Below are 16,303 nucleotides of genomic sequence, written 5' to 3' on the forward strand. Positions count from 1 at the left end.
AGCTCGCGGAGAGAGAACCTCGAGACATGTCCCTCAGGACATGACCCTTCGCGACCTCGCGCCGTGCCGCCGCCTACTGCGGGATGATCGCCTTGCACATCCCCGCGTCGCACACGAGCGGCGGGCAGCAGTCGTCGTCGACCACGCACGGCCCGCAGGTCCCCTCCGGGGTGCAAGCGGGGGTCGGGTTGGCGCAGTCGTGGCAGTCGCCGCAGCCCTGGTCGGGCGGGTCGCAGCCGTCGAGGTCGAGGATCGCCTGGTCGTAGTGGACCACCAGCGGGCTCGCCAGCTGCAGCCCGCCGACGAACAGCGCGCCCCAGATCTCCGACATGTTGTTGGCCGTGAACACCGCGTTGGGCTGGTACAGGTTGGCCCCGAGCGTGAAGTTGCTGGCGAACTTGAACGACCCGCCGACGTAGATCCGCGTCGCCGCCGGCCGCTTCGGGTCGCCGATCGTCGCCACGTTGTTGAAATTGGCGTCGCCGGCGATGAACAGGTCGAGCTCCGCCTCGGGCCCGAGCGTGATGTGGAACGCGCCGGCGTTCTGCACGTCGCCGGCGATGGCGATCACCGTGCGACCGGTCAGCGTGATGTCGAGGCTGCTGTTGCTGTCGATCGCCGTGAAGAAGTAGCGGCCGCACGGCAGCTCGACCGACTTCGGCTGCGGCAGCCCGACCAGCTCGTCGGGCGCGATCGGCAGGGCGTCGTTGTCGTTGTCCTGCATGTAGCCGCTGACGATCTTCGGCACGTCGATCAGGTCCTCGCAGTCGCACGGCGTCTTGACGTCGACCTGCTCCTTGATCGTCGCCCCCAGCACCTTCGCCCCGTTGTTGGTCTTGTTCGGCAACATGTGCAGGTCGCCGTCGATCGTCAGCGTCATGTTCTGCGCGAACAGGTTGCCCTCGGTGAACAGGTCGTCGGCCACGTGCGAGGCCGAGCCGGCCGTCAGGTCGTCGCTGCACTTGAGCTGCTGCGCGACCTGATGGGCGTTGAAGGTCTGGATCTTGCCGTCCACCCACAGCGACCCGCCGATGTCGACCATCGACGCCGCGTTGTACGGCCCGTTGACCCCGACCGAGCCGCCGTCCATCGGCACCATGTTCGGGTCGTTGCTGTCGAACGAGTCGGTCTTCAGGCTGTTGTTGGCGGTCAGCCCGCTGCACGAGCAGATCGCGAACAAGAACGTCTTTTTGCCGAGGTCGCCGGTGCACGTCACCTCGTCGCCCGGCAGCAAGATCCCGCCCTCGCCGTCGCAGAAGTCGACGGCCCCGGTGGTCCCGCTCGTCGTCTCGCCCGTCGTCTCGCCGCCGGTCGTCGCGGTCGTCGTCCCCGTCGTGCCGGTGCTCGTGCCCGGGCTCGTCGTCGACGTCCCCGGCTCGCCCGTGGTCGGCCCGGTCGTCGACGTCCCCGTCGAATCACTGACGCCGCCGCTGACCGTCGAGCCCGTCGTCGGCACCTCCGTGCCGGCGCTGCCGGTCCCCGACGCCGTACCGGTCGAGCCCATCATCGTCGTCCCGGCGCTGAGCCCCGTCCCGCCGCTGTCGTCGCCCGACCCGCCGCAGGCCGCCATCGCCATCGCCACCCACAACCTCGCGCCGCGTCTCGCCATACGGGTCGCAGCGTATCGACTCGGACCGCGCCGTCGCAATGTAAGTCTCCGAGCCCTGCGTGCGACACGTGGTGCTGTGCGCGGCGCCGTCGCAGCGCCTCGCTGCGGACTCGCCTGCCCGCGAAGAACCGGCGCGACGACCGTCCACCCCGTGTGCAGCTGCGGACATTTCCGCGGGCGAGCGCCGCTCGTCAGGACATCCGCCGATCTTCCCCGTGAGGACGATCGGGCCGAGCACGAGCTCGATTTCGCCGTCGGCCGGCGACGCGTACCCGCTCACGAGAGCGGGGGTCATCGCGCAGCAGCCGACACCCGTCCGCAGCGCGGACGGCAGACGCCCGCCCATCTGCCCCCGCGGACATGTGCTTCCCGACATGTCCCTCAGGGCACCAGAAAACGCTGGCTCGGCGCGGGTGCGCCCGAGCGCGGCGGCTCCCACACCTTCTCGATGTAGCGCAGGTTGGCGGCCGAGCGCGGGTGTCGCGGCAGCGCCTGCGTGGCCGCCACCAGGCCGAGGCCGACGAGCGCCCCGACGAGCACCGCGATCCGCCCGCGCAGGCCGAGCGAGCGCGGCGTCGCCAGCGCGATCAGCCCCACCAGCCCGGCGCACACGACCCAGCCGATCCCCGGCCCCGGCAGCCCGAGCGCCCCCGTCAGCGTGTACGGCGCGAAGCCTGCCCGCCACAGCGGCAGCAGGACCTCCGGCACCGGTTGATGCACGTTCGTCAGGTCGAAGTGCGGCCACAGGTTGGCCGCCAGCCCGTTGACCACCAGCGACCAGCTCGCCAGCGCCGCCGCGACGCCCAGGCCCAGCGTCGCCGGCCAGCCGCGCGGCGGCCCGGCCAGCGCGCGCGCGGCCGCGGCCGCCCAGCCGAGCGCCAGCGCCGGCAGCACCACCACCAGGTAGCGCGGCCCCACGCGCCAGCCGCCCTCGAAGTTGAGGCTCACGCACGCCAGCAGCACCGTCGCGAACGCCGCCAGCTCGGCCCTGCCCCGCAGGACATGTCCCTTGTCCCATGTCCCGCCGGCCAGCCGCCACAGCCCCCAGGCCGCCAGCGGCCACAGCGGGGCCCAGCCGCACAGGCCCGACGCCAGCGCCAGCGCGTGGGTCTCGATCGCGTGCCAGCTCGGCCCGACCAGCCCGAGCAGGCCCTGGCCGTGCTTCTCGGCGAATTCGGCCGTCGCGCTGTGGTGGTACCCCGTCTTGAGCGGCCCGCCGAACACCGCCGCGTGGTACGCCAGGAGGAGGCCCGCCGGCACCGCCGCCCCGGCCACCGCCGCACCCGCGCTCGCCCACGCCCGCGCGCGCGCCAGCCCGAGCACCAGCCCCGCCGCCGCCAGCCCGGCGAACGCCGCCGTGTACTCGACCAGCACCGCCGACCCGGCCAGCGCCCCGCCGAGCGCCGCCGGCCCGGGCCGCGCCTGCTCGCGCGCCCGCACCAGCAGCAGCAGCCCCGCCCACAGCAGGCACGCCGCCAGCTGGTGCCCGTACAGGAGGTGCGCGTAGGCGGCCGCCGGGGTCGCCAGCGCGTACAGCCCGATCGCCAGCGCCGCCGCGCGCGCCCCGTAGCTCGGCGCCAGCGACCGCCACAGGAGCCCGCACAGCGCCAGCGTCGGCAGCACCCCGCCGAACAGGCGCGCCCACCAGGTCACCGCCCGCAGCGTCGGCCCGCGCGCACCTGCCCCTTCGGACACGCCCCGCGCCCCTGTCCCTTCGGACACGCCCCGCGCACCTGTCCCTTCGGACACGCCTCGTGCACCTGCCCCTTCGGACACGCCCCGCGCACCCGCTCCCGCCGACGCCCCGCCTCCACCTGTCCCTTCGAACACGCCATCGGCACCCGCCCCGCGGGCCGCCTGCCGGTCGCCCGCGGTCGCCCGCGCGGCCCAGTACCCGAGCGCCGCGACCACGCTGGTCCCCGGCGGCTTGTTGGGGTAGAGCGCCCCGGACGGCGCGCGGGCGACGTCGGGCCCCGGGTCGAGGCCGAGGCCGTCGATGCGCCACGCGCCGCGCTCGACCAGCGACGCGGCCTGCAGCAGGCGCGGGCGCTCGTTGGCGTTGCGGGTCGCCTCGGCGTAGGGGAACGCGGCCAGCAGCAGCAGGGCCAGGGCGGCCAGCAGCGCCGCCCCGCCGCGAGGACATGTTCCGGCAGACATGTCCCCGGGGACCTGTCCCATCACACCTGGCCGTTCGGGCATGCCCGAGAGGACCGCCCTACTTCTTGCCCTCGTCGAGCTGCTTGGCCTGCATCTTGGCCTTGAGGGCCGCGAGCGCGTCGTCGAGGTCGTTCTTGGCGCTGAGGCCGTTGAGCTGGGCGTCGATCTGGGCCTCCTGGATCCGGCCGTCCATGTCCTCGGCGCTGACCTCGTTGAGGGCCTCGAGGCGGGCGATCTTGCTCTCGATCGCGTCCATGCGGGCGCCGGCGCCGGCGTCGCCGGGGATCGTGCTCGCGCCGCCGCTCTGCTTGCTCGCGCGGGCCTGGGCCATCAGCGTGCCGCGGCGGAGGTTCAGCGCCTTGAGCTTGGCCTTGGCGTCGGTGATGCCCTGGCGCAGGTCCTCGACCAGCTTGCGCTGCTGCACCAGCGCCTCGTCGGTGGCCTGCTTCTCCTGCGTGATCTCGCCCTTGCGCTGCAGCGCCGCGCGGGCGAGCGTCTCGTCGCCGATCGTGATCGCCTGCTCGGCCCGCCGCTGCCACGCCGTCTCGTCGCGAGTCAGCTGCTCGAGCTTCTTCTCCATCATCTTCTGGTCGACGATCGACTGCTTGAGGTCGAGCTCCGACTTGCGGATGTTCTCGGCCAGGTCGTCGAGCATCAGGGCCACCTCCTGGCCCGGGTCGGACACGGCCTCGACCGCGTCGTTCAGCGTGCTCTGGATGGCCTTCTTCAGGCGGCGGAACAGCCCCGGTTTCTCCGACATGCGCGTCCTCGCGGGCGCCTCGCCCGCCTTCGGTCGCCCAGTCTAGCGCGCGGCCCGTCGCCTGTCGCGTCCGACCTTGCAAGCGCCCGCGTAACCGCCTATCAAGGCCGCGCGGATGGCAGGCGACCCTCCACCCTCGCCCGGCGCCGAGCCGGGCTCGCGCCTCGTCGGTGTCCTCGGCCACGCGCAGGCCCAGGCGGCCGTGCTGCGCGCGCTCGGGCGCGGGCAGCTGCACCACGCGCTCGTGCTCGTCGGCCCGCGCGGCGTCGGCAAGGCGACCTTCGCCCGCGGCCTCGGCTGCGCCCTCCTGTGCCCGCAGCGCCCCGGCGTGGGCTGCGGCGCCTGCCCCACCTGCCAGCGCGTGCTCGCCGGCAACCACCCCGACGTCGACTGGCTGGTGCCCGACAGCAAGGCCGGCCTGATCTCCGTCGACGCCGCCCGCGCCTGCCACGTCCGCCAGACCCACGCCCCCTACGAGGGCCGCGCCTACCTCGTCGTCGTCGACCCGGCCGACGCCCTCGGCGAGGCCGCCGGCAACGCCCTGCTCAAGACGATCGAGGAGCCGCGCCCCGGGGTCCACTTCGCCCTGCTCACCACCAACCTCCAGGGCGTGCTGCCGACGATCCTCAGCCGCTCGCTCCCGGTCCGCCTCGGCCGCCTCGACGACGACATCGTCCGCAGCATCGTCGACGCCCGCGCCGCCGACGCGCCGCCCGAGCGCTTCGACATGGCGGTGCTGCTGGCCGAGGGCAGCGCCGGCGTGGCCCTCGAGCTGGCCTCCGACCCGTCGCTGGCCCGCAGCCTCGAGCTGGTCAAGCAGGCGATCGCCGCCGTGCGCGCCGGCCCGCCGGCGATCTTCGGCGGCGACAACCACCCGCTGTGGCAGGCCTGGTCCGTCGCCACCGCCCCGAGCGAAGCTGTCCCCGAGGACAGCCCCGCCGAGGCCGAGCCCGAGGTCCCCGGCGCCAGGAAGAAGAAGGCCGCCAAGAAGGCCGCCAAGGCCGCCGGCGGCGACGACGGCGACAAGCCCGCGAGCAAGAAGGACGCCCCCGCGCTGCAGCGAGCCGCCGTCCGCCGCCTGGTCGAGCTGTGGATCCTCCACGTCCGCGAGCAGCTGCGCGGCCGCCCCGGCCTGCCCGGCCTGCCCCCGCCGCCGGCCGTCGCCCCCGGCACGATGGTCGCCGCCATCACCGCCCTGCAGCGCCTCGGCGCCCGCGTCGAGCGCATGGGCAACGTCAGGCTGATGCTCGAGCAGGGCCTGCTCGAGCAGAGCGCCCTGCTCTCGGGGACATAGCCCGAAGGACATGCGCGAAGGAGCCTGCTCCTCGGGACATGCTCCGGCGACATGTCTTTCGCCGGCTCACCCGAGTCGCACGTGTCGGTGAAGCAGGCGTCGGGCAAACTGGGGACCCTCGGCCACGAAGATCTCGAACGCCCCCTGCGGGAGCTGCGGGTCGCCGGTTACCGTCGACGAGTGGACGTGCATCGACGCCGGCGCGCCGGCGAGCTCGCACAGGCCCGGCATGACCCCTCGCGATGCGTCACTCGCAGCCGCACTCCTCATTGAAACACTCGCCGGGCACGGTGCCGATCGCGGAGACGAACGCGTCGAACTCGGCCCCGGGCAGCAGCGGGTTGCCGGACACCGCGAGCTGGTTGACGTGGCCGAGCGCCGGCGCCCCGGCCAGGGAGGTCAGCCCGTCGCAGTGGAAGATCGACAGCGCGCCGACGTGCATCAGCGAGTCGAGCCCGGCCAGGCTGGTCAGCCCGTCCATGCCGTCCTTCGTGCAATGGCCGAGGCTGAGGCTGCCGTCGACCTGCTCGAGCCCGGACAGCCCCGCCAGGCTCGTCACCTTGGGCAAGCCGAACAGCGCGAGGAGGTCGGCCCGCCGCAGGCCGGCGAGCGCCGACAGGTCGGTGACGCCAGGCAGGCCGACCAGCTGCAGCCCGTCGATGTCGACCAGCGACTTCAGCACGTCGAGCGACGTCACGGCCGGCAGATCGATCAGCGACACGCTGTAGAACAGCTCCGGATCGCCGAGGACCCCGGCCAGGGGCGACAGGTCGGCCAGCGCCGGGCTGTTCTGGATCACCAGGCTGAGCAGGATCGAGCTCCAATTCGAGGTCGCGCTCAGGTCCGTCAGCCCCGGGTTGTCGCGCAGGAACAGCTCTCCCACGCCCGTGAAGCCGGGGCCGAAGCTCGGGAGGGCCGTGATCCCGAGGTCCTCGAGCGTGAGCGAGAACGCGAACTCGAGCCGCGACAGGTGCGACAGGTCGGCGATCTGCGGCATGCCCTGGATCGTCAGCTCGCTGACCCGCTCGAGGCACGAGAACGCGGACAGGTCGGCGAGCCCCGGCTGGTCGCGGATGGTGAGGTTGCCGAAGACCTGCCGGACGTTAGCCAGCGTGGCCACGTCGGCCGGAGACGCGTCGGCGTCGATCCTCAGGTTGCCCCCGATCATGGTCACGCAAGTGAAGTCGCCCGGCGTGGCGCCGACGTCGAGGTCGCCCGCGATCGACAGCTCCTCCGGGCACGGCGGCCCGCACGAGGTGGGGACGCCGGTCGTCGGCTCGGTCGTCACGTCGAACGTCGTGGTCGGAAGCTCGCCCGTGGTCGGGTCGCCGGGCGCCGTCGGTGAGGTCATCGGCAGCGGTGTGGTCGTCGGCGACTCCGTGGTCGGCGACGGCGTGGTCGGCGACGGCTCTCCGGACGTCGTCGTCCAGGTGGTGGTCGAGTCGCTGGCGCTCTCGCCGGGCAGCGGGCGGTCGGAGCAAGCAGACACCAGGATGATCCACAGACCTAACCTACGCATCTTGCCGGCCTACTACGCGCGGCATCCGGCGCCGGTCTGGCGGACTCGACGCCTGGCGGCCGCCTTATCGCGGGCGCTCGCCTGGAGTACGATCGCCACGTGTCGCCCTGCCTCGCGCCCGCCTTGACGGGCCTGTTGCTCGTCGCCCCGGCCGCGCCGGCGCCCGCCGACGAGGCGGCCGTCTACCGCGACTTGCAGGCCCGCACCGGCCTCGATCTCGAGCGCGTGTGGACCGCCTACCTGAGCGAGCGCCGCGCCGGCCAGGGCTTCTACGAGTTCACGCGGGCCCGCTATCGCCGGCGCCTCGGCGCCGGCATCGGCCTCTCGCTCGCCGGCCTCGGCCTGAGCGCCGCCGGCCTCGCCATCGTCTTGCTCGCGGCCGAGCGCGACAACGAGGTCGACGTCATCGGCGGCGCCCTCGTGCTGACCGCCGGCTTCGGCCTGGCCGTCCCCGGCGCGATCCTGTGGCCGACCAGCCAGGTCCGCCTGCACAAGCTCAAGCAGGCCCGGGTCGGCGCGCTCGCCGGCGTGCAGCTACGCGCCGCCGGCCCGCTGGCCCTCCCGCGCGGCCTCGGCTTCGGCCTCGGCCTCGCGTTCTGACCGACTGTCCGAGAATGTCTCGACGGACATGTTCTTCGGGACATGTACCTTGTCGGCGAGCTGCGCCCCGCGCGACGTCTTCGCCCGCGTCGCCGAGCGCCCCGACCCCAGATCGCCGTCGCCCGGCTCACAGCGACCGCGGGCACCGCTCGCCCTGCACGACATGCCCCTAGCGACATGCCCCGTGGGACATGCTCAATGCAACAGGGTCGACACCACGCGGGCCCCGGGTCCGACCTGGTCGACCAGCCCGTTGCCGGGCACGCCGGCGAGGGTGAAGCACTCCTCGAGGATCGCGAGCATCGCCTCGGCGCGGCCGCGCGAGCCGGCCAGGGCGAACGTCGTCGGCCCGGAGCCGCTGATGCTGCAGGCCAGCGCGCCGGCCTCGCAGCAGGCGGCCTTGGCGTCGAGGTAGCCGGGGATCAGGCGGGCGCGGCAGGGCTCGACCAGCTCGTCGACGATCGCCTCGCCGAGCAGCGCCAGGTCGCCGCAGTGGAGCGCGTGGACCAGGAGCCCGAGCCGGCTGGCCTGCTGCACCGTCGCGGCCAGCGGCACCTGGGCCGGCAGCACCGCGCGCGCCTCGGCGGTGCTGACCGAGCAGCCGGGGGTGTACACCGCCAGCCACAGGTCGGCGGGGCTCGGCAGGGCGATCAGGCGCAGCGGGTCGAGCTGCGGGATGAGCACCACGCCGCCGAGGATCGCCGGCGCCACGTTGTCGGGGTGGGCCGCGCCGCAGGCGACCCGCTCGCCCTCGCGGGCCAGGTCGACCAACTGCGCCGGCTGCAGGCCGAGGCCGAGCGCCGCATCGGCCGCCACCAGCGCCGCGCAGGCGCTCGCGCCCGACGACCCGAGCCCGCTGCCGAGCGGCAGACCCTTGTAGACCTCGAGCTCGACCCCGGCGTCCGGCGCGTGGCGGCGCAGCAGCTCGGCGACCGCGACGCCGGCGGTGTTCTTGTCGGCGGCGCGCGGCAGCTTGCCCCCGTCGCCCTCGACCTTGACGATCGTGACGCCCGGCTGCTCGCCGAGGCGCGCGCGCACGCGGTCGCCGGGTCCACGCAGGGCCAGGCCCAGGCAGTCGAAGCCGGGCCCGAGGTTCGACACCGTCGCGGGCGCGAACGCCTCGATCCATGGTCGGGGTCGTGACATGTCCAAAGAGTCAGGCTCAGGTTGGGCGCCGAGTCAAGTCGAGTCGAGCCGCGCGCCCGCTCGCCTCAGCGGCGCAGGGCGTCGTCGATCCAGCCGACCACGGTGCCGCCGAACATGTACTCGTTGAAGTAGCGGCCGTTGACGAACACCGCCGGGGTGCCGGTGATCTCGAGCTTCTCGCCCTCGGCGCGGTCGGCCTCGACGATGTCCTTGCCTTTGAGCGCGGCGAAGTCGGCGTCGAACTGCTTCATGTCGAGGCCGATCTTCTGCGCGTACTTGCGGAGGTCGGCGTCCGACAGGGCCGTCTGGTTCTCGAACACGATGTCGTGCATCTCCCAGAACTTGCCCTGGGCCTGGGCGGCGACGGTGGCGATCGCGGCGACCTTGGCCCGCGGGTGGGCCGACAGCGGGAAGTGCTTGAACACCAGCTTGGCCCGGCCGCGGAACTGGTCGATCGCCTGGCGCAGCACCGGCGCCTCGGCGCGGCAGTGCGGGCACTCGAAGTCGGCGAACACGACCACCGTCACCGGCGCCCGCTCGTTGCCGTAGACCGGGCGGCCCTCGATGTCGATCTTGCGCGGCTGGAGCGCGCCGACGACGTACTCCATGTTGGCCTTGATGTCGCTCGGCGAGGCGCCCGAGGCCAGCGCGTCGGCGATGAACTGCGACACGCTGAGCGAGTCGCGGCAGGCGGCGTCGTCGCGCAGCGACACGGCCAGGCTGTGCGGCTTGCCGCAGGCCGACGGCTCGCTGTTGATCAGCTGGAAGAAGCTGGTCTTCTGCGGCTCCGACAGGCGCGACAGGTCGACGCCCTTGGCCTCGGTGATCTCGCCGCCGGGCGGCGGCGTGACCTCGCTCGGCGGCGTCTCGGCCTTGGTGGTCGCGGCGACCGGCCCGCCCTTGTTCTCCGGGGCGCCGGCCTCGGGCACCGAGGTGCAGGCCGGGCTACAGGCCGAGAGGATGAGGAGCAGCGGTGCGAGCGAGCACTTGGAGCGGGTCATCGCGGATGATCCTGGCGGGCGCAGCCGGCGAGTTCGCCGCAAGGTCGCAGCGTCCGGCAGAATTGGCCGCGCAACGCTAACGCACGCACCGCGGCCTCGCAAGCGTCCCCGACCGCCGCGGCCTTTTGTCCGGACAGCCGGGGCGGCGGGGGATGACCGCGGAGAAAGCTCCACGTTCGGGGAAAAACTCACCCGTACGGATGCATTGACAGGGTTCTTCGCCCGGGCGATACAGCCTCGCGCAGGAGGAGTCCCTTTTGAAGATTTTGGTCTGTGTCAAGCGGATCCCGGATCCCGACGAGAGCCTGAAATTCGCGGGCGGCGGGCTCGACTACTCTGCCTCGAAGTGGGTCCCGAACGCCTTCGACGAGTACGCCATCGAGACCGCCCTCCGCCTCGCCGAGGTCGTCGGCGGCACCCAGCGGCTGGCCGAGGTGATCGTCCTCGGGATCGGCCCCGAGAGCCAGCGCCAGCAGCTCACGCAGTTCCTGGCGATGGGCGCCGACCGCGGCATCATCGTCGACGCCGACCCGGACAAGCTCGACACCGCCACCGTGTCCAAGCTGATCGCCGCGGTGTTCAAGAAGGAGGCCTGTGACCTCCTCATCGCCGGCAAGCTGTCGCAGGACAACGAGGGCGGCCAGGTGCCGCAGCGCGTCGCCGGGCTCCTCGACGTCCCGCAGGCCAGCTTCGCCGCCACCGTCGAGTGGGACCAGGCCGCCAAGGCGCTGACCGTCGGCCGCGAGGTCGACGACGGCGTCGAGGTCAAGCGCGTGCCGCTGCCGGCGGTCGTCTCGGTCGACCTCCGCATCGTCCTGCCGAAGAGCGTCAAGAACGGCTCGACCCCGGCGACCCACGCCTACCAGGAGGGCCCGCGGCTCGCCTCGCTCAAGGGCATCACGATGGCCAAGCGCAAGCCGGTCGCCGTGCTGAAGCCGTCCGACCTCGGCGTCGCCGTCGGCAACAACGAGCAGGTCGTCGGCGTCGCCGCTCCGCCGCTCCGCAAGGCGGGTCAGAAGGTCAAGACCGTCGAGGAGCTGTTCGACAAGCTCACGAAGGAAGCGAAGGTCATCTAACATGAGCAAGGTCCTCGTCATCCTCGAAACCGCCGGCGGCCAGATCCGCCCGCACAGCCTGTCCGGCATCACCTGCGCGGCCGAGATCGCCCGCGCCACCGGCAAGCCGCTGCACCTCCTGGTGCTCGGCGCCCACCCCGACGCCGCCGCCCAGGCGATCGCCGCCGCCGGCTACGGCGCGGCCGCCGTCCACACCCTGGCCGGGCCGACCCTCGAGCCGTTCACCGCCGAGGCGTGGGCCGACGCCATCGTCCACGCCGCGCGCACCCTCGGCGCCAGCGTGATCGGCGGCACCGCCTCCTCGACGCTGCGTGACGCGCTGCCCCGCGCGGCCGCGATCCTCGACGCCCCGCTCGTCTCCGAGGTCGTCAAGGTCAAGTCGGGCGACACCTTCGTCCGCCCGATCTCGGCCGGCCGCGCCCTCCAGGACCAGAAGGTCAACGCCGGCACGTTCTTCTTCACCGCCCGCGGCACCGAGTTCGAGCACGCCCAGCCGACCGGCGCCGTGCCCGTCCAGCCCCTCGCCCCGGCCGCCGCCAACACCCGCGGCGCCGTCGTCCAGGGCGTGCAGAAGACCGAGTCGTCGCGCCCCCAGCTCACCGAGGCCAAGGTCATCGTCTCGGGCGGCCGTGGCATGCGCGAGGGCGCGAACTTCAAGGTCCTCGAGCAGCTCACCGACCTGCTCGGCGGCGCTCTGGGCGCCAGCCGGGCCGCGACCGACGCCGGCATGGTCCCCGCCGACCTGCAGGTCGGTCAGACCGGCAAGATCGTCGCCCCGGAGCTCTACTTCGCCGTGGCGATCTCGGGCGCGATCCAGCACCTCGCCGGCATGAAGGGCTCGAAGACGATCGTCGCCATCAACAAGGACGCCGAGGCCCCGATCTTCCAGGTCGCCGACTACGGCCTGGTGGGCAAGTGGGAAGAGGCGGTCCCGCGGCTCGTCGAGCTGATCAAGGCCCGCAAGGGCGCGGCCTGAGCGCTGCGCGTCCGCACCGCTGATTCGACCGGCGCGGCCTCGCCCCCTCACCCCTGCGGGTGAGGGCCGAGGCCGCCGGCGTTTCGGCCCCACGAGGCCCGCCAGGCCGCCCTGCGCCCGGTCGCGGCGCGAAGGGTGTTACGCTCGCGGCCCGCAATGGGCAGCCAGACCGCATCGCGGCGGCAGACCGTGTACGCCCTCGCGATCGCCCTGGTCGCCGGCATCGTCCTGCTCGTCGTCTCGCAGGTCGCGCTGGCGTGGATGACCGACGAGCCGCTGCGACGGACCGCCGCCGTGGTCGCCGGTCTGGTCGCCGGGGTCCAGGTGCTCGTCGTCTACCTGTCCACAAGGACAGGTCTCGTCGAGACCGCCGGGCGCGACGCCGTGCGGACCTTCGTGATCGCCCCGCCGGCGGCGCTGGTGGTCGCCGTCCCGCTGCTGTGGGGCAGCGTTCTCCAGACCACCAGCGTGCCGGTGCTCCTGCCCTCGCTCGGACCGGTGCTCGGGGCCGTGTGGGGCGTCGCGCTCGCGCTCGCGCCGGCCTGTCTGGCCGCCTATCTCCACCTGGGCGGCAACCCGCGGCCGGTCGGGCGCGACGAGCACCAGACTGCCCAGGCCCTCTGGTGCTCGCTGTTCGCCGGCGCAGTCAGCTCGGCGGGCCTGCTGGCGATGGGCCGGATCCTCGCCGCCGCCGCGCCCGAGGCCACCTCGCGCGAGCTGTGGCCCGCCTTCGGCCTGGCCGTGCTCACCGGCCTGTTCGCCCGCGCCGGCAGCCTGTTCGCCCGCGACACCGGCGGCGAGGTCCTCTCGCTCGCGCGCCGGCTCGACCGCGTCAACATCGACACCGCCGCCGGCAGCCGCCCGCTCGTCGTCACCCGCACCGACCGCTTCGGCGCCCTCCAGGCCGAGCTCGAGCGGCTGCGCCGCGACCTCGTCGGCGAGCACCGCCTCTACAAGGAGACCCTGCTGCAGACGCGCGAGGCCGCCGAGGCGAAGGCCGAGTTCTTGGCCGCCGTCAGCCACGAGCTGCGGACCCCGCTCAACTCGATCTGCGGCTTCTCGCAGCTCTTGCTCGAGGGCCTGTCGACCCCGCTGTCCGACGAGCAGCGCGAGGACATCCGCCTGATCCGCACCAGCGGCATGCAGCTGCTCGGCCTCATCAACGACATCCTCGACATCTCGATGATCGAGTCGGGCGAGCTGCGGCTGTACTTCGCCTCCGAATCGCCGGCCGACATGATCGACGAGGTCTGGCGGCAGCACCGGCCGCTCGTGCAGGAGGCCGGCCTCGAGCTGCGCACCGAGGTCCCGGGCGACCTCCCGCGGGTCGTGTGCGACCGCCGGCGGATCTGCCAGATCCTCAACAACCTGCTGTCGAACGCCACCAAGTTCACCGAGAAGGGCTCGATCATCATCTCGGCCGCGTTCGAGCCGCTGCCCGGGCGCGTGCTGATCCGCGTCACCGACACCGGCATCGGCATCGCCCCCGAGGACATCGACAAGATCTTCCAGGAGTACCGCCAGGTCGGCAACCTCGCCCAGCGCAAGAAGGGCACCGGCCTCGGCCTGGCGATCGCCCGCAGCATCGCCAACCACCACTCCGGCTCGCTCGAGGTCAGCTCCGCTCTCGGCCGCGGCTCCACCTTCACCCTCTCGCTCCCGCTGACCCCGCCGCGCAAGCCCGCCTCGATCGACATGACCGAGGAGGCCGTCCGCGCCAGTCAGCGCTTCTGGAGCCCGCGCAGCTCGTCCTCGGGCGGGGAGTCCGACGCGTGAGCGCGAACGTCGACATGTCCCGAGGGACAGCCTGCGCGCGCCCCCTCGCCGCCCCGGAGGCCCGCCCGTGAGCGACCGCGACGCCTCCTCCGAGTGGGAGGGCAGCACCGAGGACCTCGTCGGCTTCGCGCGCGAGGTCGACGACCTCGCGCCCGGCTTCCCGCGGGCCGGCCAGCCGACGCGGCTGCGGGCCGAGCGCGACGTCCTCGCCGGCGTCGCCGCGGCCTACACCCTGGCCGTCGGCCTCGACGTCGCCTGGTCGCTGATCGTCTGGGACAGCCGCGGCGCCGCGACTCCGTGGCCGCTGTTCGCCCTGCTCGTCCCGCACCTCTTCATCCTCACCGCCGCCCTGCTCACCGTCTACAGCGCCTTGCCGGCCGCGCGCTGGCTGCGGCCCGAGGAGCTCGGGCGGCCGGCCCCGGTCAGCGGCGCCTGGCTCGTGCGCGCCGCCGGCTTCCTCGCCGTCCCGCTCCACCCCTTGCTCGACGCGCGCGAGCGCAACGAGCTGCTGCGGGTCGCCCCGCGGGCCGAGGTCGAGCAGGCCGCGCTGGCCCTGCAGCGGGTCCCGCGGGTGGTCGCGCGCGCCGTCTTCAGCGGCCTCCTCGTCATCGCCCTCAGCGACGCGCTGATCGCCCGCAACCCGCTGCAGTGGACCTGGTCGACCACCTTCGCGCACGCCTGCCTGTGGGCCGCGATCGCCGCCCCGCTGGCCGCCCTGGCCGCCGGCTGGGCCCGTCGAGCGGTCCGCGGGGACATCCTCTCCTGCCCGATCGCCCAGCTCCCGCTGGACGATCGCCCGCCCCCCATGACCAGCCGGCTGCTGGGCTGGGCCGGCCTCTTGCTGCTCGCCGGCGTCACCGCCCCGCTGCTCGGCGCCCACCTCTGGCTGCACGCCCACGCCCGCGCCGACGCCATCGCCGTCGCCCAGCGCACCGCCGAGGGCCTGATCGACGTCGCCGGCCCGGCCGACGAGGAGGACCTCGGGCGCCGCCTCGCCCAGGCCCCGGGCGCCACCGTCCTCACCGCGCGCGGCGCCGTGTACGGCCCGGATCTGTCCATCAAGCCAGGTGACGACGGCCTCCTCGACGCCGACGGCGACGGCGAGTTCGACCGCTTCGCCGTCCAGCGCGGCGGCGCGCGGGCGGTCGTGCCGATGCGGCGGGCGACCGTCGACAACGCCGTCCCGTTCGCCCTCGCCGGCGCCCTCGCCGTGCTCGCCGGCCTGGTGGCGATCGGTTTGCACGCGCGCCGCAGCGAACGCGACCTCGCCCGCGTGCGCGCCCAGGTCGCCGAGGAGCCGGCCCCCGCGCCGCAGGGCTTCGAGTGGCAGGCGCTCGCGCAGTCGATCGAGGCCCTCGTCGCGCGCATGAACGAGGCCACCGTCGCCCGCTTCGTCGCGCTCGAGAAGGCCGAGGAGACCGACCGCCTGCGCAGCCAGTTCCTCGCCAACATGAGCCACGACCTGCGCTCGCCGCTCAACTCGATCCTCGGCTTCTCCTCGCTGCTCCTCCGCGGCGTCGACGGCGCCCTCGACGGCGAGACGCGCGAGATGGTCGAGACGATCGCCGCCGCCGGCCGCGACCTCCTGCAGCAGATCGACGCCATCCTCGACATGGCGCGGATCGAGGCGCGACGGATCGAGAAGCAGGCCGAGCCGGTCCCGCTGGCGCCGCTGATCTCCAAGGCCGTGCAGAAGGCCCGCAGCCGCGGCGGCGACCACATCAACTACACCGTCGAGGCCGTGCCCGGCCTGCCGACCGCCTACGTCGACCCGCGCCACCTCGTGCAGGCGCTCGAGAACCTGCTGCTGTTCGCCGGCAAGCGCCTCACCGCCGGCTCGCTCAACATCAAGCTGCGCCGCGGCGACCCCGACGCCCCGCTCGGCCTCCAGCTCCACGTCACCACCCCGCTCAAGCCCGCCAGCGAGCAGCAGATGGGCCTCGCGCGCAAGGGCTTCCACCGCCTGCCCGGCCACCGCGGCCTCGGCCTCGAGCTGCCGATCGCCGACGCCTTGCTCAAGATCGAGGGCTGCCGCCTCGACGTCCGCGAGGTCGGCCAGGCCATGGTCTTCAAAATTCACCTGCCCGCCGCCGAGGCCCGCAGCCGCGTGCCCCTCATCGAGCGCGCCCACCCGGCCGCCGACAGCACCGCCCCGCCCGCCTGACGGGCGGCGCGCCTCGCCGGCCGTCCGCGAGACAGCCAGCGATCGACGCGCCCGTCGGGCCTGCGCGGCGCCTCGAGCCGGTCGATCGGCCATGCACTCGAGGACATGCCCTTTCAAACATTCACGAGAAGACATGACCATGTGAGCATGTCCGATCAAACATGTGACTGGATCACGCGTCCCGCGCTGCGGACGAGCGTCCGTCGCGCCTCGTCTTCGCGCGCC

Annotated in this window: 12 protein-coding genes; 6 read left to right on the forward strand and 6 right to left on the reverse strand. The window is 73.4% G+C overall.

Translation table 11 applies throughout. The features are described from left to right. Positions 1 to 73 precede the first annotated feature (73 nt). The 3 genes from NAEX_RS03250 to NAEX_RS03260 form a co-directional block, all read right to left on the reverse strand. Positions 74 to 1,609 (reverse strand): DUF7305 domain-containing protein, encoded by a 1,536-nt coding sequence (locus NAEX_RS03250; protein WP_143140422.1) that lies wholly within the window; start codon positions 1,607 to 1,609, stop codon positions 74 to 76. Positions 1,610 to 1,990: 381 nt separating this feature from the next. Next, positions 1,991 to 3,766 carry a hypothetical protein gene (locus NAEX_RS03255; protein WP_096326052.1) on the reverse strand — a complete coding sequence of 592 codons (1,776 nt, stop codon included), beginning with the start codon at positions 3,764 to 3,766 and terminating at the stop codon, positions 1,991 to 1,993. A 58-nt stretch (positions 3,767 to 3,824) separates the two neighbouring features. Beyond that, a complete protein-coding gene (locus NAEX_RS03260) occupies positions 3,825 to 4,526 on the reverse strand; it encodes a PspA/IM30 family protein (RefSeq protein WP_096326053.1) in 702 nt (233 codons plus the stop codon). Between the two features lie 115 nt (positions 4,527 to 4,641). Between NAEX_RS03260 and NAEX_RS03265 the strand changes: the two genes are divergently transcribed. Then, positions 4,642 to 5,820 carry a DNA polymerase III subunit gene (locus NAEX_RS03265; RefSeq protein ID WP_096326054.1) on the forward strand — a complete coding sequence of 393 codons (1,179 nt, stop codon included), beginning with the start codon at positions 4,642 to 4,644 and terminating at the stop codon, positions 5,818 to 5,820. A 247-nt stretch (positions 5,821 to 6,067) separates the two neighbouring features. Here the strand turns inward: NAEX_RS03265 and NAEX_RS03270 are convergent, their stop codons facing one another. Next, positions 6,068 to 7,339, reverse strand: a complete 1,272-nt coding sequence (locus NAEX_RS03270) for a leucine-rich repeat domain-containing protein (protein ID WP_143140423.1) — start codon at positions 7,337 to 7,339, stop codon at positions 6,068 to 6,070. 99 nt (positions 7,340 to 7,438) lie between these two features. On the opposite strand from NAEX_RS03270, the gene NAEX_RS03275 reads away from it, so the two are divergent. Then, positions 7,439 to 7,939 carry a hypothetical protein gene (locus tag NAEX_RS03275; protein ID WP_096326056.1) on the forward strand — a complete coding sequence of 167 codons (501 nt, stop codon included), beginning with the start codon at positions 7,439 to 7,441 and terminating at the stop codon, positions 7,937 to 7,939. Between the two features lie 195 nt (positions 7,940 to 8,134). On the opposite strand, the gene NAEX_RS03280 is transcribed toward NAEX_RS03275, so the two are convergent. Next, positions 8,135 to 9,085, reverse strand: a complete 951-nt coding sequence (locus tag NAEX_RS03280) for a homoserine kinase (protein WP_143140424.1) — start codon at positions 9,083 to 9,085, stop codon at positions 8,135 to 8,137. A 65-nt stretch (positions 9,086 to 9,150) separates the two neighbouring features. After that, positions 9,151 to 10,086 carry a DsbA family protein gene (locus NAEX_RS03285; protein ID WP_096326058.1) on the reverse strand — a complete coding sequence of 312 codons (936 nt, stop codon included), beginning with the start codon at positions 10,084 to 10,086 and terminating at the stop codon, positions 9,151 to 9,153. Positions 10,087 to 10,343: 257 nt separating this feature from the next. On the opposite strand from NAEX_RS03285, the gene NAEX_RS03290 reads away from it, so the two are divergent. From NAEX_RS03290 to NAEX_RS03305, 4 genes are all read left to right on the forward strand, one after another. After that, positions 10,344 to 11,162 carry an electron transfer flavoprotein subunit beta/FixA family protein gene (locus NAEX_RS03290; RefSeq protein WP_096326059.1) on the forward strand — a complete coding sequence of 273 codons (819 nt, stop codon included), beginning with the start codon at positions 10,344 to 10,346 and terminating at the stop codon, positions 11,160 to 11,162. Between the two features lies 1 nt (position 11,163). Continuing rightward, positions 11,164 to 12,138 carry an electron transfer flavoprotein subunit alpha/FixB family protein gene (locus NAEX_RS03295; RefSeq protein WP_096326060.1) on the forward strand — a complete coding sequence of 325 codons (975 nt, stop codon included), beginning with the start codon at positions 11,164 to 11,166 and terminating at the stop codon, positions 12,136 to 12,138. A gap of 156 nt (positions 12,139 to 12,294) precedes the next feature. Further along, complete coding sequence (locus NAEX_RS03300) at positions 12,295 to 13,914, forward strand: sensor histidine kinase (protein WP_096326061.1); 1,620 nt, start codon at positions 12,295 to 12,297, stop codon at positions 13,912 to 13,914. Between the two features lie 67 nt (positions 13,915 to 13,981). Beyond that, entirely contained in the window at positions 13,982 to 16,078 is a 2,097-nt protein-coding gene (locus tag NAEX_RS03305; RefSeq protein ID WP_096326062.1) for a sensor histidine kinase, read from the forward strand. Positions 16,079 to 16,303: the final 225 nt, after the last annotated feature.

It is taken from the genome of Nannocystis exedens (genome assembly GCF_002343915.1).
Lineage (GTDB): Bacteria > Myxococcota_A > Polyangia > Nannocystales > Nannocystaceae > Nannocystis > Nannocystis exedens.

Excerpts from the sequence above, each read along its gene's own strand:
- NAEX_RS03280 (WP_143140424.1), bottom strand. The coding sequence starts at position 9,085 with ATGTCACGACCCCGACCATGGATCGAGGCGTTCGCGCCCGCGACGGTG.
- NAEX_RS03255 (WP_096326052.1), bottom strand. The coding sequence starts at position 3,766 with ATGTCTGCCGGAACATGTCCTCGCGGCGGGGCGGCGCTGCTGGCCGCC.
- NAEX_RS03300 (WP_096326061.1), top strand. The coding sequence starts at position 12,295 with ATGGGCAGCCAGACCGCATCGCGGCGGCAGACCGTGTACGCCCTCGCG.
- NAEX_RS03265 (WP_096326054.1), top strand. The coding sequence starts at position 4,642 with ATGGCAGGCGACCCTCCACCCTCGCCCGGCGCCGAGCCGGGCTCGCGC.
- NAEX_RS03285 (WP_096326058.1), bottom strand. The coding sequence starts at position 10,086 with ATGACCCGCTCCAAGTGCTCGCTCGCACCGCTGCTCCTCATCCTCTCG.
- NAEX_RS03295 (WP_096326060.1), top strand. The coding sequence starts at position 11,164 with ATGAGCAAGGTCCTCGTCATCCTCGAAACCGCCGGCGGCCAGATCCGC.
- NAEX_RS03270 (WP_143140423.1), bottom strand. The coding sequence starts at position 7,339 with ATGCGTAGGTTAGGTCTGTGGATCATCCTGGTGTCTGCTTGCTCCGAC.
- NAEX_RS03260 (WP_096326053.1), bottom strand. The coding sequence starts at position 4,526 with ATGTCGGAGAAACCGGGGCTGTTCCGCCGCCTGAAGAAGGCCATCCAG.
- NAEX_RS03250 (WP_143140422.1), bottom strand. The coding sequence starts at position 1,609 with ATGGCGAGACGCGGCGCGAGGTTGTGGGTGGCGATGGCGATGGCGGCC.